The organism is Enterovibrio gelatinilyticus (genome assembly GCF_028683095.1).
In the GTDB taxonomy this organism is placed as follows: domain Bacteria; phylum Pseudomonadota; class Gammaproteobacteria; order Enterobacterales; family Vibrionaceae; genus Enterovibrio; species Enterovibrio gelatinilyticus.
The window spans coordinates 1-18392 of record NZ_JAJUBC010000033.1 but is presented as its reverse complement, the minus strand read 5'-3'; the positions used below and the strand labels follow the sequence as shown (position 1 = coordinate 18392).

The window sequence follows — 18392 nt, the reverse complement described above, 5'->3', positions numbered from 1 at the left end:
ATCGAGCCGTTCTATTCTATCAAAAAACTTACATTTTTTTGAAGATTAACGAGCCATTCGTGCCGCCGAAGCCGAAAGAGTTACACAGAGCGTACTCCATGCTCACTTGACGCGCTTCGTGAGGAACGTAATCAAGGTCACAACCTTCATCAACGTTATCAAGGTTAATTGTTGGCGGTACCGCTTGATCAACCAATGACATGATGGTGAAGATAGATTCAGCAGAACCTGCAGCACCCAACAAGTGACCAGTCATCGACTTGGTCGAAGACACCATGGTTTTGTCAGCAGCAGCACCCATAGCCAAACGAATGCCTTTGGTTTCAGCAACGTCACCAGCCGGCGTCGAAGTGCCGTGTGCGTTAACATAACCAATATCTTCAGGTGTAATGCCAGCATCGCGGATTGCCGCTTTCATTGCCAATGCACCACCAGAACCGTCTGCACTTGGCGAGGTCATGTGGTAGGCGTCGCCACTCATACCGAAGCCAACTAGCTCACAGTAGATTTTCGCGCCGCGCGCTTTAGCAAACTCGTATTCTTCAAGAACCATGACGCCTGCACCATCACCCAGAACAAAACCGTCACGGTCTTTATCCCAAGGGCGCGAAGCAGCTTGTGGGTCATCGTTACGAGTTGACAGTGCTTTTGCTGCTGCAAAACCACCGATACCAAGCTCAGTTGATGCTTTTTCTGCACCACCTGCCACCATAGCGTCCGCATCGCCGTATGCAATCATACGTGCCGCGTGACCGATGTTATGAAGGCCAGTCGTACAAGCAGTCGAAATCGCGATGTTTGGACCGCGAAGACCGTAGTTAATTGAAACATGACCGGCGATCATATTCACGATGGTCGACGGTACAAAAAATGGGCTAATTTTGCGTGGGCCTTTTTCGACATACGCACGGTGGTTTGACTCAATAAGTCCGAGGCCACCAATACCAGAGCCAATAGCTACACCAATACGCTCTGCATTCTCTTCTGTGACTTCCAAACCAGAATCTTCAAATGCTTGCACACTTGCAGCGATACCATATTGGATAAATAAATCCATTTTCTTGGCATCTTTCTTAGAGATGTAATCTTCACAGTTGAAATCATTCACCATCCCAGCAAATTGGGTTGCGAAACCAGTGGTATCGAAATGTTGGATGGTTTGAATTCCGCTTTGGCCTGCCAGCAAGGCTTTCCAAGAAGATTCAACGGTGTTACCTACAGGTGATAACATCCCCATGCCAGTGACAACAACACGACGCTTAGACACGATGATATTCTCCGGAGAAAAGGTGTAATTTGAAATTTTCGGGGTCTTAGAAAAAACTCAGGCGGTCATAGTGACCGCCTGGAAGGATCTTGTTCTGATTACTCAGACGCGCCTACAACGTAGTCAATCGCTGCTTGGACGGTAGTGATCTTCTCTGCTTCTTCGTCTGGGATCTCTGTATCGAATTCTTCTTCCAGAGCCATTACCAACTCAACAGTGTCAAGTGAATCTGCACCCAGATCGTCAACGAAAGATGCTTCGTTTTTAACTTCAGCTTCGTCTACGCCTAGTTGCTCAACGATGATTTTTTTAACGCGTTCTTCGATGTTGCTCATATTAATACTATTCCTTACAAGATTCGCAGATGCGATATGTGCAGTAGTTTATTCAATAATGTGGAAGTTGCAACACCCTATATGCTGGTCAAACCACGATATGCTCGATAAACAGCCGGAGTTTGACCTGTATCATTTCGTGTTGCAACTTTAATGTTTAAATCATGTACATGCCGCCGTTAACATGAAGTGTCTCACCTGTGATATATGCTGCATCGCCTGACGCTAAGAAAGCGACGGTCGCAGCAATTTCACGTGGATCACCCAATCGTCCAGCAGGTACTTGAGAAAGTGTTGCTGCACGCTGATCATCGTTCAGCGCTTTTGTCATATCGGTTTCGATGAAACCTGGAGCAACAGTATTTACGGTAATTCCGCGTGATGCAACTTCTCGTGCCAGAGATTTGGTGAAGCCCACAACTCCAGCTTTTGCTGCTGCGTAATTCGCCTGTCCTGCATTGCCCATTGTGCCAACAACAGAGCCCACGTTGATAATACGGCCATGACGTTTTTTCATCATTGCACGCATTACTGCTTTCGACATGCGGAAGATAGACGTTAAGTTGGTGTCCATAATGTCCTGCCACTCGTCATCTTTCATTCGCATCAGAAGGTTATCACGCGTAATACCTGCGTTATTTACCAGGATATCAATGTCGCCAAACTCTTCTTTAATCGATTTCAGTACAGCATCAACAGACTCTGCTGATGTCACGTTCAGTGCGAAACCTTTGCCATTTTCACCCAGATAATCACTGATTGCTGCGGCACCGCTCTCAGAAGTGGCAGTGCCTACTACTGTCGCACCTCGTTCAACAAGAAGTTCTGCGATAGCACGGCCAATACCGCGGCTTGCGCCGGTTACAAGAGCAATTTTTCCGTTCAGGTTCATGAGTTTTCGTTCCTTTATAACAGCTGCCAGCTTTTATTGCTGTCCGCAATTCCCAGAAATTATTTCGCCGCTTCCAGCGATGCTGAATCGTTTACTGCCGCTGCACTCAAGTTGCGGTCAATACGTTTTGCTAGGCCTGTCAATACTTTACCTGGGCCCATTTCCAATAGCAGCTCAACACCTTCGCTTGCCATCTTCTCTACACTTTCTGTCCAACGAACAGGGCCATAAAGCTGGCGAACCAATGCGCTCTTAATTGCAGCAGAATCAGTCTCAGTTGCCACATCCGCGTTATTAATCACAGGAATAGATGGCGCAGAAAACACGATATTCTCAAGTGCAATTGCCAATTTATCTGCTGCTGGTTTCATCAATGCGCAGTGAGAAGGCACAGAAACAGGTAAAGGAAGAGCACGTTTTGCACCCGCTTCTTTACACAATACGTTTGCACGCTCTACTGCTTCTTTATTACCCGCAATCACAACTTGGCCTGGTGAATTGAAGTTAACTGGAGAAACGACTTCTCCCTGAGCAGCTTCTTCACACGCTTTTGCAATCGCATCATTATCAAGGCCAATAATGGCTGACATCGCGCCGACACCAGCAGGCACAGCTTCTTGCATTAATTGACCACGAAGCTCAACCAATTTGACTGCTTCTTTGAAATCGATAACGCCCGCACATACAAGCGCCGAATACTCACCCAAGCTATGACCAGCCATAACTGATGGCTGAGCACCACCTTGTTCTTGCCAAACACGCCAGATAGCAACAGACGCACTCAATAGTGCAGGTTGCGTACGATGTGTTTGATTAAGGTCAGTGTCTGGACCATTTTGAACAAGTGCCCAAAGATCGTAACCCAACACGTCAGATGCTTCTGAAAACGTTTGTTTTACTACATCAAATTGTTCACCCAGTTCTGCCAACATGCCCACAGTTTGTGAACCTTGACCTGGGAAAACCACAGCAAAGTTAGACATAGATATATTCCTTTTTAAAACTTAATCAGAGCAGAGCCCCAGGCGAAACCACCACCAAAGGCCTCCAGCAAAATCGTTTGACCGCGTTGAATGCGTCCATCTCTCACTGCCTCATCGAGCGCAGTAGGGACAGAGGCGGCAGACGTATTGCCGTGTCTATCTAGGGTAATCACTACCTGATCCATCGACATCGCGAGTTTCTTAGCAGTAGCTTTAATAATGCGGAAGTTAGCTTGATGTGGAACTAACCAATCAATCTCTGACTTATCCATATGATTCGCATCAAGTGTTTCCGACACGATGTTAGCAAGTTGGGTAACAGCAACTTTAAACACATCATTGCCAGCCATTTCTAGCCATGCATCTTGCGCGACAGGACTATTGGCGCCAGCACGCTCAGGAAATTTAAGTTTCAGCAACTCGCCAAACTTACCGTCAGCGCGAAGGTGCGTTGAAATAATTCCAGGTTCTTCACTGGCACTCACCACTGCCGCACCCGCACCGTCACCAAACAGAATGATGGTCGAACGATCTTCTGGATCACATTTATGCGATAGACGATCTGCACCAATCACGAGTGCGTTACGCGCCATGCCAGATTTCACGTATTGATCTGCCACGCTGAGGGCATAAACAAACCCTGAACATGCCGCAGCAATATCAAACGCAGGGCAACCGCTAATCTCCAACATAGCTTGTACATCACAAGCCGCTGCAGGAAATGCGTTTTCGCCACTGGTGGTCGCAAAGATAATTAAGTCAATGTCTTGCTTGTCAATCTGTGCCATTTCAATGGCTCGACAAGCAGCGTGATAACCCATCGTCGCCACTGTTTCGTCTTCAGCAGCGATACGACGTTCTTTAATACCAGTGCGAGCCATGATCCACTCATCACTGGTATCAACCATTTTTTCGAGATCCGCATTTGAGCGGATTTGCGCAGGCAAATAACTGCCTGTGCCTAAAATCTTACTGAACATGAAGACTAATAATGCCTCTCGAGTAGTACGGCTTCCAAACGGTCACATATCTTTTTAGGGATTTGCCGTTCGACTTCGTGTACCGCTTCTCCGATAGCGTGTTGGAAAGCGGATGTATCAGCACGTCCGTGGCTTTTCACTACAATGCCGCGCAATCCTAACAGACTTGCACCATTGTACTGGTCGGGGTTCAGGTTATTTAGCGATTTAAATAGACTGCCAAATAGCCATTTAGCCACCAGTTTCTTAAACGGGTTCTCGAGTATATGCATTTTTAGACTTTCTAAAAATAATCTCGCGACACCTTCACTGGTTTTGAGGCTGACATTACCGACGAATCCATCGCAGACAATCACGTCGGCTTTTCCTGTATAGAGTTGGTCACCCTCTACATAGCCGATGTAATTAACCGCAGAACACTGTTGCAGCATTTCTGAACAGCGTTTAACCAAATCGTTCCCTTTAATTTCTTCCTCACCGATGTTCAGCAATGCCACTGATGGTTGGCGACCTAACTCTTCTTCAGCGAGTACGGCACCCATCACAGCAAACTGAAATAACGTATCAGCATCTACTGATACATTCGCGCCTAAATCGAGTAACCAACTTTTATGGTCTCCTAGCGTCGGAAGCTCAGAGATCAAAGCAGGCCTGTCGATACCAGGAAGCAGTTTTAGTAGCATTCGGGAGAGTGCCATCAAGGCACCAGTGTTACCAGCACTGACACAAGCATCAGCTTTGCCTTCGGCAACAAGTTCAAGGGCCACACGCATAGAAGAACCTTTGCTTGACCGAAGCGCTTGCGAAGGACGTGTGTCATTGGCGATAGAAGATTCCGCATGAACAATTGATATGCGGGAGGCGTTATTATGACCCAGCAATACGAGCTGGCGGGTGATCTCAGCATGATCACCGACGAGTACGACTTTTAACGAAGGGAAATGCAACAATGCCTGCACGGAGGCAGGCACTGTTATCTGGGGACCGAAGTCCCCACCCATCGCATCAAGTGCAATGGTTAGACCAGACAAGGCTCAACCTTACTTGTTGATTACCTTGCGGCCACGGTAGAAACCGTCAGCAGTCACGTTGTGACGCAGGTGAGTTTCACCAGAAGTTGCATCTACAGACAATGCACTAGTAGTTAGCGCATCGTGTGAACGACGCATACCACGCATTGAACGTGATTTCTTGCTCTTTTGTACGGCCATGGACCCTACTCCTCGTTACTTTGCTTTAAGTTTTTCAAAACGGCAAATGGATTCGGACGCTCATCAGCAAGCGGGATTTCCCCGAAGACCATGCCATCAGCGTTGACTTCGCAGTCAACCTCATCGTGCATGGCAACCTGTGGCAAAGCCACCATCAACTCATCTTCGATGATTTGAAGCAGGTTTATCTCACCATTTTCGTCGACTAATGCCGGCTCATAAGCTTCCGGTAAATTGCCAACCTGATCTTCATTGAAAACCGGGCTGTAAATAAATTCGATATCACAGTGATATGGGAAAGACTTCCAACAACGCTGACATTCAAGATTAACATCGACCTTAGCGTGACCGCTTACAATCTTTAAACCTTGAGCATCAATGTCGAACGAAAGCTTCACATCAGCATCACCGATTACACCTTCAGTTGCCTCAGAAAGACGCTCCATCTGCTTAACTGCGATGATGCCATCGTAGTCCAGCCTCTTTTGCGCACTTTTAAACGGATCAACCGTCAGTGGTAGCTTTACCTTCTGCATAGGGCGCGAATTCTAGCCTCCAAAGCATCCTGAGTCAAAGAAATTTATGCCTTAACTTCCAGATCGTTGGCTCTAAAGCTACAACCTTTCAGATATAGGTTAATTTCTGAACAACAGGTACTTAGCGAAATTAAATACAGAATGGGCATAAACACTCAAGCCCACTCGCCTACGCAAGTGTAAAACATTACACTAACCCCCGTATACGAATAATCTGACTATGGTGCATCGATAGATGAATAATCAAACAGTCGTACTGGCATCTGGGTCTAAATACCGCCAGATGTTGCTACAAAAACTCGATTTCCCTTTCAAATCTCATTCTCCTGACATTGACGAAACACCATTTGATGATGAATCCCCCACCGAATTGGTCAAACGACTATCGCGGGAAAAAGCTCAAGCCTGTCGAAATGCACATCCTGATGCCTTGATCATAGGATCCGATCAAGTTTGTGTGATCAACGGAAGGATCCTCGGTAAGCCACACACACATGAACGTGCTATCGAGCAACTATCGCTAGCATCAGGTCAGCATGTCACCTTTTATACGGGACTAACACTACTCAACGCTGCAACCAATAACGTTCAAACGGATGTTGAACCGTTTCATGTACACTTTCGCCAATTAACGCTTGCCGAAATTGAACGCTATATCACTCGCGAGCAGCCCTTAGATTGCGCGGGAAGCTTTAAATGTGAGAGTTTGGGGATAGCACTGTTTGAAAAACTAGAAGGCAGAGATCCCAATACGTTGGTGGGCTTACCTTTAATACGACTGTGTGAAATGTTACGCGCAGAAGGAAAGGCTGTTCTATAAAAGCAAAAGGGCGTTTGAACGCCCTTTTGTTATCTGTATTTTATTATCTATATAAAGAAGATAACGATTCAGACAAGCGCATCTAAAGATGCAATCACGGCTACCGGTGCATAATCAGATAGCACACCCTCATCGTGAACCCCCCAAGTGACGCCAATCGCATCAACACCTGCATTTTTAGCGAGCAGCATGTCATGTGACGTATCCCCCACCATTACCGCTTCATGTGGCGCAATGTTTAGCTCATCTAATATAGAAAGGATCATGAGAGGATCCGGTTTAGAGGCCGTTTGATCTGCGGTTCGAGTAGCAACAAAAAGGTGGTCAGTCTTCGTTTCTTGAATGGCACGATCAAGACCAGGGCGAGATTTTCCTGTCGCAACACTCAATAGATGCCCGCGCGCTTTCAAAGCCGTTAGTGCCTCCATCACACCATCATATAACCTATGAGGTGTGGTATTGAGTTCTCGAAACTGTTCGCCGTAGTGCTTTTTCCAAACATCACGCTTTTCAAGCGGCGCATCTGGATACAGATAGGTGTAGCCCTTATCCAAGCTAAGCCCAATCATTTGCTTAAGTTCGTCAAATGACAACTCTGGTAAGCCGCCCGTTAAACGGGCAGCCTCATCCAAGCTGGAAACAATACGTGCAATGGAGTCCATCACCGTACCGTCCCAATCAAATATCACTAACTTGTAGTTAGTTAACACGTGGCAGTTTCCTTAAACCTTCCAAGGTTCGCTCTAATTGTTTATCCAAAGGGGCTGAAATATCCATCACCTCTTCAGTACCTGGATGCGTGAATTTGATATTCGCGGCATGAAGGAACAAACGGTTCAACCCAAACTTCTTCGTGTAAGCATCAAAGCGCGGATCACCATAGCGGTCATCCCAAGCAAGTGGATGCCCCACGTATTGAGCGTGAACCCTAATTTGATGAGTGCGTCCTGTTATCGGGCTCGCTTGCACTAAGGTTGCCTGATCGAACTGTTCCAGAATCTTAAAGCGGGTTTCAGACGCTTTGCCATTCGGGTTAACACGAACGATGCTGTTCACTTCATTTTTCAGCAAAGGAGCAGTCACCTTGCGCATGCTTGGTTTCCACTTGCCCATGCCCAACGCAAAGTAATATTTTTGTACCGTCTTCTCGCGAAACTGCGCTTGAAGATGACGCAAAGCCGAGCGTTTTTTGGCGATCAGCAAGATACCAGACGTGTCCCGGTCAATTCGATGTACCAATTCAAGAAAGCGCGCATCAGGACGAAGCGCACGCATGGCCTCGATTGCACCGAAATGCAGCCCACTTCCACCGTGAACCGCAGTTCCAGATGGTTTATTCAGAACAAGCATGTGATCGTCTTCATAAATCACACATTTTTCTAGCTCTGCCACGCGATCCAGCTTGGTATTAGGTGCCGCAGCCTGCGCCACCTCTGGGATCTTGATCGGAGGAAGACGAATCACATCACCCGCCTGGAGCTTATATTCCGGTTTTATGCGTTTTTTGTTAACTCGCACCTCTCCCTTGCGAAGAACGCGATAAATCATACTTTTAGGGACGTTTTTAAGCCAATTTCGGAGAAAGTTATCGATCCGTTGGCCAGCAATGTCATCTGAAATGTCGATGAATTGCACTTTTGGTTTATCTGTATTCATAGGGGTTCGATTCTACATTGCATCAAAGTAGTTTGCTGCAAAAAAGTGACCCTGTTATAGTTGCGCCGTAATGCAGGAAAGTTAGCAGCTTTTTTGCACGCCACGACTAAAAAGTCGACAAATAGAGTAAATTTTTACCGCTTTTTCCAAGACGAATGACTATTCACGGCACTATCTCAAAGTAGTAACAGATTCGCTGAGAGTTCAGTACGTCTTAATCATGCAGCAATTGGCGTAAGACATGAGGAATAAAGCACCCGTTAGTTTGTTGGCACGACGGGATAAATAACCAGTGTCAAAGAGACTATCGCCATTTGTGGCGAAGAGCCGACTGGATAAGGCGGAGTGATTTCTGATTTCCGCGTCAGTGGGTCGATGAGTAGTGCCCTAGAGCGTCCCTGATTTTCCAGCCGTGAGGTTGCATTAATGTCAGACTTGGGACCTGGCAGCATTGCGTTTTTTGTCTCGTATCCGACAACTAATAACAACAAATAATCGAGAAAAATTTGATATGAAAAGAATGTTGATCAACGCAACTCAAAAAGAAGAGTTGCGCGTCGCATTGGTTGACGGTCAGCGCTTATACGATCTAGATATCGAAAGCTCTGGTCATGAATCGAAGAAAGCAAACATCTATAAAGGTCGTATTACCCGCATTGAACCCAGTCTTGAAGCAGCATTTGTAGACTACGGTTCAGAGCGTCACGGCTTCCTTCCTCTTAAAGAAATTGCTCGCGAATATTTCCCAGACAACTACAGCTATCAAGGCCGTCCCAACATTAAAGAAGTGTTGAAAGAAGGCCAAGAAGTGATTGTCCAGGTTGATAAAGAAGAACGTGGTAACAAAGGCGCAGCCCTGACCACTTTCATTTCTCTTGCGGGTAGCTACTTGGTTCTTATGCCTAATAACCCTCGTGCTGGCGGTATTTCTCGTCGCATCGAAGGTGAAGAGCGCAGCCAACTTAAAGAAGCAATGTCTGGTCTAACTCTGCCACAAGGCATGGGTCTGATCGTTCGCACTGCTGGCGTAGGTAAATCTGCAGAAGAACTCGAGTGGGACTTGAAGTACCTGTTAAACAACTGGGAACGTATCCAGGGTGCAGCAGAAACGAAAGTTTCACCATTCCTGATCTACCAAGAAAGTGATGTTATCGCTCGCGCATTCCGCGATTACCTTCGCCGTGATATTGGTGAAGTGCTGATCGATAGCGAAAAAGTATATAACCAAGCTCGTGAGCGTATTCAGGCGACACGTCCTGATTTCCTGCAGCGTGTTAAATACTATGAAGGCGAAGTACCGCTTTTCAGCCACTACCAAATCGAGAGCCAGATTGAATCTGCGTTCCAACGTGAAGTTCGTTTGCCATCAGGCGGTTCAATTGTTATTGACCCAACGGAAGCACTAACCTCTATCGACATCAACTCTGCTCGTGCAACAAAGGGTTCAGATATCGAAGAAACCGCGCTGCAAACCAACCTTGAAGCAGCAGATGAGATTGCACGTCAATTGCGTCTACGTGACCTTGGTGGCCTCGTTGTTATCGACTTCATCGATATGACGCCAGTTCGTCACCAACGTGAAGTTGAAAACCGTCTTCGTGAAGCGGTTCGTATGGATCGTGCACGCGTCCAGATCGGTCGTATTTCTCGCTTTGGTCTGCTAGAAATGTCTCGCCAACGCTTGAGCCCATCTTTGGCTGAAGCAAGCCACCATATCTGTCCTCGTTGTACAGGTACGGGTGTTGTGCGTGATAACGAATCACTGTCGCTGTCTATCCTTCGTTTAATTGAAGAAGAAGCACTGAAAGAGAACACGTCGCAAGTCATGGCGATTGTTCCTGTTCCTGTTGCCTCTTACCTTCTGAATGAAAAGCGTCGTTCTGTTCAGCACGTAGAGAAGTACCATAACGTACGCGTTATCGTGGTTCCTAACGCCAACATGGAAACGCCGCACTTTGAAGTAGTACGTGTTCGTGGTGGTGATGAAAACACAACGCTGTCTTACGAGCTTCCACAGCAACTAGAAGCCATTCGTGAAGCAGAGAGCAAAGAAGATGCTCCCGCAGAACGTATCGTTAAGAAACGTGAAGAGCCTGCTCTTCAGAGCTTCACTGCACCAGCATCACCAATGCCTGCGCAACAAGCCAAGCCTGCTGCCAAACCAGCAGATGCGGCACCAGGGTTATTCTCACGCCTAGTTTCATTCGTCTCAGGCCTCTTTGCGGGCAAAACTGAAGAAGAAGTGAAACCGAAAGAGTCTGTGCGTGAAGATCGTAATCGTCGTGACCACAAGCGCTCACAAGATCGCACTCGTCGTGGTTCTCGCAATAATCAGCGTGACGAAAATGGTCGTAACAATGAGCGCGGCGAACGCAACGAGCGTAATGAACGCAACGACAACAGAAAACCACGTCGTAACAACCGTGATCGTCCTGAAAACACAGAGCGCAATGCCAACACAGAACGTCTAGAGAAGCCTGCGAAGAAACAAACACGCAAGCCTGTCGAGAAAGTAGAGAAGGCAGAACAGCGTCAGCCAGCGAAAGTGGCGAAACCTGTGAAAGAAGAAGCGGCACCGGTTGTTAAGCAAGAAAAAGTGGAAAAGACGGAGAAAGTGAAACAACGCCGTCAACGCCGTAAGCTTAACAAGAAAGTTCGTGTCTCAGATGCTGCGCAAGAAACCGAAGTTGTTTCTGCTAACCCGCTAGCTGAAATGGGCCATGCTGTTGCCACCGAAGCGAAAGCAGAAGTACAAGTACCAAAATTGGCAAAATCAGCAGAGGCATCGGACGATACTGAACAACGCGACGAGAAGCGTCGTAATCGCCGCTCACCTCGTCACCTGCGCGCTAGCGGTCAACGCCGTCGTCGTAGCAACCGTGAAGAGAACGAGAACACCTCAACTGAACACGCTCTTGACCAATTGGATATGATGGAAACTGTCGTTTCTGTTGTTGAAAAACGCAATCAAGTGGTATTGAAGTCAGGCGTTGCTTCTCCTGAAATGGCAATGGGTAAAGTATGGCCGTCTAAGACTGCTATCAAAGCTCCTGTTGTTGCTGAAGCGGTTGTTGAAACTGTTGTTGAAGCACCAAAAACTGAACACGTTGTGGCAGAAGACAAACCTTCACTCGGCGGTGTTGCTTTCCCTGAAATGGCAATGGGTAAAGTATTCCCTCGCCGTGCAGCACCAAGCGTGTTGGAAGAGAAAGCCAAATCAGAAGGTACTGATACCCTGAACGAAGAGTTGCCTGTTGCTGTTAACGCACCAATTGAAGCGCAACCAGAAGTTGTCGCTCAAGACGTTGTCGTTGAAGAAGTCGCAGCGACAGAGGTTGTAGACACTGTCGTCGAAACAACTGAAGCGCCTGTTGAGGCATCTGCCCCAGAAGCCGATGTAAAAGGTGTGATGGAAGCAAGTGAAATTCCAGCTGTTCAACCCGCTAAGGCAGTTGAAACGCCAGTAATTCGCTACCGTCAAGTTGCTGCGCCAATGGCAAAAGCTCCTGCACCAGAAAGCACAGCATCAGCGATGGAAGTGGCAATAGCAGATTTCCGCAACGAGCACGTGCAAACTAAACAAGCAGGCAGTGATGTCGCGACAAGTCGCGCAACCGCACCTGCAACCAAACCTAGCTACTAAGCACAAGGTTTGAAGAGAAAGAGCCATGCATGTCATGGCTCTTTTTTTATTTCTACGATTTGGCTTGCCGAACAAAGGTCGCTGTTTCGTTAGTGATTGCCTTGTATGTACAGACTACACAGACAGGGTATTTTACCAGCCATAAATCGCGTTATTCATACTGTGACAACAACAACGCCAACGTATTGTTCATTCAATGAAGTTATCGTCATGCATATTTACAAATTAGCTACTAACATTGAACAAAATCACACTTTTAGGTAGTATCCGCAAGCGCTTTTTGTCTGCGGCATGTGATGGCACAGATTCCCTTTTTGGCGACAGCCTTTTAACTAATATTTAAGAAGTAATCCGACACGATGTTTGAATTTCCTAAATTCCCCCAACACTCAATCAAGAACGACGTACTGTCGGGACTGACAGTTGCACTCGCCTTAGTGCCAGAAGCAGTCGCCTTTGCATTTGTCGCTGGTGTCGACCCTATGGTTGGTCTTTATGCCGCCTTTATTATGGGTCTACTCACTTCCATTCTTGGTGGTCGTCCTGGCATGATCTCCGGGGCTACAGGTGCAATGGCAGTGGTTATGGTCAGCCTAGTCGCTCAGCACGGTATCCAATACCTCTTTGCCGCAGTGATGCTTGCCGGTCTCATTCAGGTCTCTGCAGGTGTATTCAAGCTAGGTAAATTTATCCGCATGGTTCCGCACCCTGTGATGATTGGCTTTGTTAACGGTCTTGCTATCGTTATCTTCCTTGCACAGCTAGGGCAGTTCAGAGCACCAAACGAGTTTGGTGAGATGGTATGGTTACCGGGTATGGAAGGTTTGGTTTCGCTACTTTCTATTGTTGCAGTTATTGCTGCAGCTGTTTTTTCTTTCAAACAACACGACAACATCATGAGGACACTACCAGTCCCGATCGTTGTCTTTGCGATTTATTTACTAGTCAAATATTCACCAGGACTACTAGGTCAAACCGTGTCTTTCGACTCCATTGTGAATTTTTGGGGTAGTGAGATGATGATAATGTCAGGGTTGGTGATAGCAACCATGGCAATTATTCACTTCCTGCCGAAACTGACCACGTCAGTCCCTTCATCGTTGGTTGCGATTGTTGGTGTAACGGTCGCTGTTGTGATGTTGGACTTGGATACACGTAACGTAGTCGACTTCCTCCGCGCAATGAGTGGTGATGAGAACGCAACATTAGCGGGTACGCTACCAACGTTTTCATTCCCTTCGGTGCCGTTTAACCTAGAAACCATTTACATCATCCTGCCTTATGCGCTGATTCTTGCTGCTGTCGGTCTCATCGAGTCACTACTAACACTGACCGTTATTGATGAGATGACTGGTACACGTGGTCGCGGTAACCGCGAATGTGTAGGTCAAGGTGTTGCAAACGTTACCTGTTCTGTGTTCGGTGCAATGGGTGGCTGTGCCATGATTGGTCAATCAATGATCAATGTAAACTCAGGTGGTCGTGGCCGCTTATCAGGTATTGTTGCTGCCATTGCCCTACTTTGCTTCATCTTGTTCACGTCATCACTCATTGAGATGATCCCACTAGCAGCATTGGTTGGTGTGATGTTCATGGTCGTTATTGGTACGTTTGAGTGGGCAACCTTCAAGCTTGCACGCCGTGTTCCAAAACAAGATTTCTTCGTCATTGTCCTCGTGACTGTCGTAACGGTTATGACTGACTTGGCTATCGCTGTGATTGTGGGTGTGATTGTTTCTGCACTCATCTTTGCTTGGGAACACGCTAAGCATATCTACGCATCAAGCCACACCAACGAAGAAGGCTCCAAAGTCTATGAAGTGAATGGCCCACTGTTCTTTGGTTCAGTCGCCAACTTCCTTGAATTGTTTGACGCACAAAACGACCCAGATGACGTTATCGTTGATTTTGGTAAGTCGCGAGTCGCTGACCATTCAGCCATTGAAGCCATTGATACCTTGGCAGACCGCTACAACAAGGCAGGAAAAACACTGCACCTTCGCCATTTGTCACATGACTGTAGAGCGCTGCTAACGAAGGCAGGCAGCTTGGTTGAAATCAACCACATTGAAGATCCAAGCTACAAAGTTGCAGATGATTTGTTGGGATAAAACTTTGTAGCCTCCTTGTTATAAACGAAAAAAGCGAGCTAGTTAGCTCGCTTTTTTGTTTAATTCATAAGGGCTTTCCTCACACTCTCATCCCGAAACACTTCTTCAAATCTTGCTTTGTAAATCAATTGCATTTCATTGACGATAGCATCATCGAAGTCTGGAATATCATTTTCGCCTTTAAACTGCTTAGCAAGTTTCTTATTACCAAGCGCATCAACAATTACCACCTCAATATCATACCAAGAGTTATCGCTGAATGAGTGATAGTCATACTTCCATTCATTAAGTACGACAAGTATGCCTTTCTTTCCTATTTCAGCACTGGCCGCCAGAATATCTTTTTCTTCGGTATTGATATCAGTTTGAATAATGTTGACATCAATACCACTATTCTTAAACCCTGCTTGTAAGCGTTTTGCAATAAAATCAGCCATTGGCTCTTTCGTTGCAGTGTTTTGACTGTACGGAATACCAAGTGCTGAGCGCGTCAAGCCTTCAAAGCTTGCAGGCTTATCGCCGTCCAAGACATACGGGCGAGCATCCTTGACAGCGATATTGAAAGCTTCTGCCGAAACATTGCTAATTTCAGGAGCTGCTTCGTCTGGAGATAGCACACGGACACATCCAGATAGCGTAAGTGATCCCAACACAGCAGCGACAACTAACCATTTTTTATACATGATTCCTCTCTTTTATATTTTTCTAACCAAAGGTGAAAAAACAGATAAGAAAAGAGTGTGGATAAATTAGGTAGTTAATAACACCCGAGACTGCACAAAAAAACAATCAGTGGAGACTAAATAATCATACATGTGATGCGGAACTATAACTTAATAAGTGTATGACATTCTGTTGCTGAAATTTTGTTTGATCTATCAATTTCACAACAGGTTTAAAAATAGCACTCATCAATAAATTACAAAGATAAATTGATATCATCGATAGAATCAATAATACAGTTCGAGGCTTTAATAATAGAGTAACAGTACCAGTAGATATTACCTTTCGTAGCCATTGCGACAAGTCGGCATTGAAATTTAAAACGTTGTTTATCTAACAACACAAAGACATGAAGTGCTGAAAATTCTTCGTGGGTGAGACATCAAAGCCCTCGTCCAATACATGCACCGTTTTAATACGATCAAGACGAAAATTTCGATACGCGTCTCGCAATTCGCACCATGTCACCAGCGTCCAAACTTTACCCCAGTAAACCTGGCCTAGAGGATGGATAATCCGCTCACTCACTACCCCTTCCCCCGTTTCGTACTCGATACGCACTTTCACTTTATTGGATGCAGCAGAACGTAACACATCGCCCCGCGCGGCATCTTCGCTTTCAACATGAAAAGCGGGCACAGCAAGGAGGCAATTTTCAATTTGCGCTTTTAAGTGTTCAGGTAAGATAGACTGAATTTTGCGGGAAGCGGATTCAGAGGCGGATGCAAGGCGTTTGTCCGACCACGCCCTTACCATTCTCATACCAAGTTCGACAGCCAACATTTCTTCTTCGGTGAACATCAATGGCGGGAGATGAGATCCCTTACCAATCAAATACCCAACCCCTGCTTCACCCTCAATAGGGACACCTGATAACAGCAGAGATTGGACATCTCGGTAAATCGTGCGTTCGCTGACACCTAGCTCTTCTGACAGTGCTTTCGCTGTCACCGCGTAACGCTTTGAGCGCAACAGGGTCAACAGCTCAAACAAACGCTCCGACTTACTCATTCACTCTTCCTATCAATCAGATTTACATCGTAGAACTGCATACACTCATTTTGACGTAATCGTGCGCCATGACAAGCGACGTAGGGTCAATAAATGCCACCAGCTGTTGTGCAGCTTCAAACGACATAAACTGCTCTGAAGCGGCAACAGCATTTTCCATGGATGCCCAATACACAATGTCCGTCCAAAGTTGTGAATCAGCATTGTAGCTCAACGAACGATACTGAAATCCTTCAAAATCACGAATGAACGACTCTGTCTTTTCTGCAGCCACAACAAATGCCTGAATGTCTGTGCCTTCTACCAATTTAAAGCGAACGGTTTCAACAACGTTTTCCATGGTACTCTCTCCTTTTGTTTGGGTTGAGAGAAGCTTACTGCCACCTACTGACAGAACATGTCAGGAGTGTTTGTCACACATCTCATCACTTGTATAATCAAGACCTTCAAAGGATAACAAGACCCGACCCATGTCATTAAACCAAGAACTAGAAAGCCTTCTTGAGCCCGTTCGTGGCTTCTTACATTGCGATACCCCACAAGCTTGGGTCGATGAGGCTATAAAGCCAGAAAATGAAACCATCCTGCTTCGCGACCATGCAAACTGCGAGCTGAAAGCCAGCCAAACGGCGATGTGGTTAATCCGTAAATACGCCATTGATAGTGACAGCGGCTCGCTCTTACTCGCTTGGTCAAAGCCATATGAAGACTTTGTATACAAGCGTCAGCGAAATGGCCTGTTCAACGGCAAAAAAAATGGCCTAAGCGCCCCGCTAACCCCAAAAGCTGGCTTTGAACACGGGCAAGAACTGATCGACAAAATGGTTCGCTTGATTAAAGAAGAGTTTCACCACTTTGAACAAGTTATTGAGATCATGGATAAGCGCGACATGCCGTATTTATCTCTGCCCGCAGGCCGCTATGCCAAAGGGCTCATGTCATCTGTTCGTACGCATGAGCCTGCAACCTTGATTGATAAGTTGATTGTTGGTGCCTATATCGAAGCGCGTTCTTGTGAGCGATTCGCTAAGGTGGCGCCGTATTTGGATGAGGAATTGCGAAAGTTTTATATCTCGTTACTACGCTCAGAAGCGCGCCATTATCAAGACTACCTTCGATTGGCAGCCAGCATAGCCGGTGAAGACATCAGTGATCGCATTCGTCATATTGGCGAACGAGAGGCTGAACTCATTCAAGCACCCGATGACCTATTTCGTTTTCATAGCGGCACACCAACCAAGGCTGCCTAGCTACATTCAAAGATCCAGCAGGAAAAATCAAAATCATCGGCGATCTCTCGGAATTTTGCGCAAACCGATACCTGTATCAAGGTTGTTGCTTGCGAAAACCCAGATGGTTGTGTAAACAGAAACATAGGTTTGACACATAACAAGGATTAACATGTTCAAGAAACTCAAAGCGTCGCTGGGCATTGGCGCTGCCACCGTAGACACACTTTTGCACAATGAGTCTGTCTATCAAGGAGAGACGCTCAAGGGCGTCGTTCTCATTAAAGGTGGAGACATTGAACAGCAGGTAGACGCTATCACGCTAAAGCTTTGCACAGAAGTAAAGGTAGAATCGGACTCTGGTGTTAGCTATCAAACATTCGTGCTTGGTTCACTACAAGCCAACGATCAGTTCGTTATCCAACCAGGGGAAGAAAAGGTTCTTCCTTTTGAATTGGTTCCTCACCAAGAAACGCCAATCACTGCAGTGAATGCGCGTTCAAATAAGTGCCATGTCTGGGTAGAGACCACTCTAGACATTGAATTTGCCATAGACCCAAGTGATCGAGATTATCTTGAAATTCGCCCACTTCCAGCCGTTCAACGTGCGCTGGATGTGTTGGAGCGTGAAGGTTTTAGCATGGTGAAAGCCGATGTAGAAAAAGGTCATCTGCGTGGCGATGGGTTTTCTTCGCAATCAGGTTGTTATCAGGAACTAGAATTCCAAAACAGTGGCCTGTTTAACCGTCGTGAAATCGAACTTTCATTCATCCTTGATGGTAGTCGAATCCACTGCTTGGCAGAAATTGACCGCGCCCTAGGCCGTGGCGACATGTTCCGTTCATTCACAATTTCACGTGATGCGTCACAAGGTGAAGTTGAGCAAGCATTGGCTGCAACGCTAAGAGCTTAAGCTCTACACCACAAACGACCAAATTGAAAAGCCTGCGTTTGAACTGCCCCCCAATAGTTGGACAACCAATTATTGGGGGTCT

Annotated in this window: 18 protein-coding genes; 5 read left to right on the top strand and 13 right to left on the bottom strand. The window is 46.4% G+C overall.

Features of this window, described 5'->3' with window-relative positions; translation table 11 throughout:
• Window positions 1–28 precede the first annotated feature (28 nt).
• The 8 genes from fabF to yceD all read right to left on the bottom strand — a co-directional run bounded on the left by fabF (window position 29) and on the right by yceD (window position 6204).
• The gene (gene fabF / locus LRP50_RS21470; protein ID WP_274166480.1) at window positions 29–1267 is read right to left on the bottom strand and encodes a beta-ketoacyl-ACP synthase II; all 1239 of its coding nucleotides are present in this window, start codon (window positions 1265–1267) and stop codon (window positions 29–31) included.
• A gap of 98 nt (window positions 1268–1365) precedes the next feature.
• Window positions 1366–1602: an acyl carrier protein gene (acpP, locus tag LRP50_RS21465; RefSeq protein ID WP_007467184.1), complete on the bottom strand. Its 237-nt coding sequence runs from the start codon at window positions 1600–1602 to the stop codon at window positions 1366–1368.
• A 157-nt stretch (window positions 1603–1759) separates the two neighbouring features.
• Entirely contained in the window at window positions 1760–2494 is a 735-nt protein-coding gene (gene fabG / locus LRP50_RS21460) for a 3-oxoacyl-ACP reductase FabG (RefSeq protein ID WP_274166479.1), read from the bottom strand.
• A 59-nt stretch (window positions 2495–2553) separates the two neighbouring features.
• On the bottom strand, window positions 2554–3477 hold the full coding sequence (fabD, locus tag LRP50_RS21455; protein WP_274166478.1) for an ACP S-malonyltransferase: 924 nt from the start codon (window positions 3475–3477) through the stop codon (window positions 2554–2556).
• Between the two features lie 14 nt (window positions 3478–3491).
• Complete coding sequence (locus LRP50_RS21450; RefSeq protein ID WP_274166477.1) at window positions 3492–4457, bottom strand: beta-ketoacyl-ACP synthase III; 966 nt, start codon at window positions 4455–4457, stop codon at window positions 3492–3494.
• Window positions 4458–4462: 5 nt separating this feature from the next.
• On the bottom strand, window positions 4463–5488 hold the full coding sequence (plsX, locus tag LRP50_RS21445; protein ID WP_274166476.1) for a phosphate acyltransferase PlsX: 1026 nt from the start codon (window positions 5486–5488) through the stop codon (window positions 4463–4465).
• Window positions 5489–5497: 9 nt separating this feature from the next.
• The gene (gene rpmF / locus LRP50_RS21440) at window positions 5498–5668 is read right to left on the bottom strand and encodes a 50S ribosomal protein L32 (protein ID WP_016961383.1); all 171 of its coding nucleotides are present in this window, start codon (window positions 5666–5668) and stop codon (window positions 5498–5500) included.
• A 5-nt stretch (window positions 5669–5673) separates the two neighbouring features.
• Entirely contained in the window at window positions 5674–6204 is a 531-nt protein-coding gene (gene yceD, locus LRP50_RS21435) for a 23S rRNA accumulation protein YceD (RefSeq protein WP_274166475.1), read from the bottom strand.
• A 235-nt stretch (window positions 6205–6439) separates the two neighbouring features.
• Here yceD and LRP50_RS21430 point away from each other — a divergent pair, with 235 nt between their 5' ends.
• Window positions 6440–7024: a Maf family protein gene (locus tag LRP50_RS21430; RefSeq protein ID WP_274166474.1), complete on the top strand. Its 585-nt coding sequence runs from the start codon at window positions 6440–6442 to the stop codon at window positions 7022–7024.
• Window positions 7025–7092: 68 nt separating this feature from the next.
• Here the strand turns inward: LRP50_RS21430 and LRP50_RS21425 are convergent, their stop codons facing one another.
• Both LRP50_RS21425 and rluC read right to left on the bottom strand, forming a co-directional pair.
• Window positions 7093–7734, bottom strand: coding sequence for an HAD family hydrolase (locus LRP50_RS21425; protein WP_274166473.1), 642 nt, complete (start codon window positions 7732–7734; stop codon window positions 7093–7095).
• Window positions 7724–8680, bottom strand: a complete 957-nt coding sequence (gene rluC / locus LRP50_RS21420; RefSeq protein ID WP_274166472.1) for a 23S rRNA pseudouridine(955/2504/2580) synthase RluC — start codon at window positions 8678–8680, stop codon at window positions 7724–7726. Before rluC ends, LRP50_RS21425 begins: the two co-directional genes overlap by 11 nt.
• Before the next feature lie 520 nt (window positions 8681–9200).
• Here rluC and rne point away from each other — a divergent pair.
• Window positions 9201–12323 carry a ribonuclease E gene (gene rne / locus LRP50_RS21415; protein WP_274166515.1) on the top strand — a complete coding sequence of 1041 codons (3123 nt, stop codon included), beginning with the start codon at window positions 9201–9203 and terminating at the stop codon, window positions 12321–12323.
• 359 nt (window positions 12324–12682) lie between these two features.
• Window positions 12683–14434 (top strand): SulP family inorganic anion transporter, encoded by a 1752-nt coding sequence (locus LRP50_RS21410; protein ID WP_274166471.1) that lies wholly within the window; start codon window positions 12683–12685, stop codon window positions 14432–14434.
• A gap of 59 nt (window positions 14435–14493) precedes the next feature.
• On the opposite strand, the gene LRP50_RS21405 is transcribed toward LRP50_RS21410, so the two are convergent.
• The 3 genes from LRP50_RS21405 to LRP50_RS21395 form a co-directional block, all read right to left on the bottom strand.
• A complete protein-coding gene (locus LRP50_RS21405) occupies window positions 14494–15117 on the bottom strand; it encodes a hypothetical protein (protein WP_274166470.1) in 624 nt (207 codons plus the stop codon).
• Window positions 15118–15490: 373 nt separating this feature from the next.
• Window positions 15491–16168 (bottom strand): helix-turn-helix transcriptional regulator, encoded by a 678-nt coding sequence (locus tag LRP50_RS21400; protein WP_274166469.1) that lies wholly within the window; start codon window positions 16166–16168, stop codon window positions 15491–15493.
• A 22-nt stretch (window positions 16169–16190) separates the two neighbouring features.
• A complete protein-coding gene (locus LRP50_RS21395) occupies window positions 16191–16508 on the bottom strand; it encodes a hypothetical protein (RefSeq protein ID WP_274166468.1) in 318 nt (105 codons plus the stop codon).
• A gap of 130 nt (window positions 16509–16638) precedes the next feature.
• Here LRP50_RS21395 and miaE point away from each other — a divergent pair, with 130 nt between their 5' ends.
• Window positions 16639–17418 (top strand): tRNA isopentenyl-2-thiomethyl-A-37 hydroxylase MiaE, encoded by a 780-nt coding sequence (gene miaE, locus LRP50_RS21390; RefSeq protein WP_274166467.1) that lies wholly within the window; start codon window positions 16639–16641, stop codon window positions 17416–17418.
• A gap of 151 nt (window positions 17419–17569) precedes the next feature.
• A complete protein-coding gene (locus LRP50_RS21385) occupies window positions 17570–18310 on the top strand; it encodes a sporulation protein (protein ID WP_274166466.1) in 741 nt (246 codons plus the stop codon).
• Window positions 18311–18392: the final 82 nt, after the last annotated feature.

What these genes read in the sequence shown, in the direction of transcription:
- acpP (WP_007467184.1), bottom strand. Translation starts at nt 1,602, where the DNA reads ATGAGCAACATCGAAGAACGCGTTAAAAAAATCATCGTTGAGCAACTA.
- fabG (WP_274166479.1), bottom strand. Translation starts at nt 2,494, where the DNA reads ATGAACCTGAACGGAAAAATTGCTCTTGTAACCGGCGCAAGCCGCGGT.
- fabD (WP_274166478.1), bottom strand. Translation starts at nt 3,477, where the DNA reads ATGTCTAACTTTGCTGTGGTTTTCCCAGGTCAAGGTTCACAAACTGTG.
- LRP50_RS21450 (WP_274166477.1), bottom strand. Translation starts at nt 4,457, where the DNA reads ATGTTCAGTAAGATTTTAGGCACAGGCAGTTATTTGCCTGCGCAAATC.
- rpmF (WP_016961383.1), bottom strand. Translation starts at nt 5,668, where the DNA reads ATGGCCGTACAAAAGAGCAAGAAATCACGTTCAATGCGTGGTATGCGT.
- yceD (WP_274166475.1), bottom strand. Translation starts at nt 6,204, where the DNA reads ATGCAGAAGGTAAAGCTACCACTGACGGTTGATCCGTTTAAAAGTGCG.
- LRP50_RS21430 (WP_274166474.1), top strand. Translation starts at nt 6,440, where the DNA reads ATGAATAATCAAACAGTCGTACTGGCATCTGGGTCTAAATACCGCCAG.
- rluC (WP_274166472.1), bottom strand. Translation starts at nt 8,680, where the DNA reads ATGAATACAGATAAACCAAAAGTGCAATTCATCGACATTTCAGATGAC.
- rne (WP_274166515.1), top strand. Translation starts at nt 9,201, where the DNA reads ATGTTGATCAACGCAACTCAAAAAGAAGAGTTGCGCGTCGCATTGGTT.
- LRP50_RS21410 (WP_274166471.1), top strand. Translation starts at nt 12,683, where the DNA reads ATGTTTGAATTTCCTAAATTCCCCCAACACTCAATCAAGAACGACGTA.
- LRP50_RS21405 (WP_274166470.1), bottom strand. Translation starts at nt 15,117, where the DNA reads ATGTATAAAAAATGGTTAGTTGTCGCTGCTGTGTTGGGATCACTTACG.
- LRP50_RS21400 (WP_274166469.1), bottom strand. Translation starts at nt 16,168, where the DNA reads ATGAGTAAGTCGGAGCGTTTGTTTGAGCTGTTGACCCTGTTGCGCTCA.
- LRP50_RS21395 (WP_274166468.1), bottom strand. Translation starts at nt 16,508, where the DNA reads ATGGAAAACGTTGTTGAAACCGTTCGCTTTAAATTGGTAGAAGGCACA.
- miaE (WP_274166467.1), top strand. Translation starts at nt 16,639, where the DNA reads ATGTCATTAAACCAAGAACTAGAAAGCCTTCTTGAGCCCGTTCGTGGC.
- LRP50_RS21385 (WP_274166466.1), top strand. Translation starts at nt 17,570, where the DNA reads ATGTTCAAGAAACTCAAAGCGTCGCTGGGCATTGGCGCTGCCACCGTA.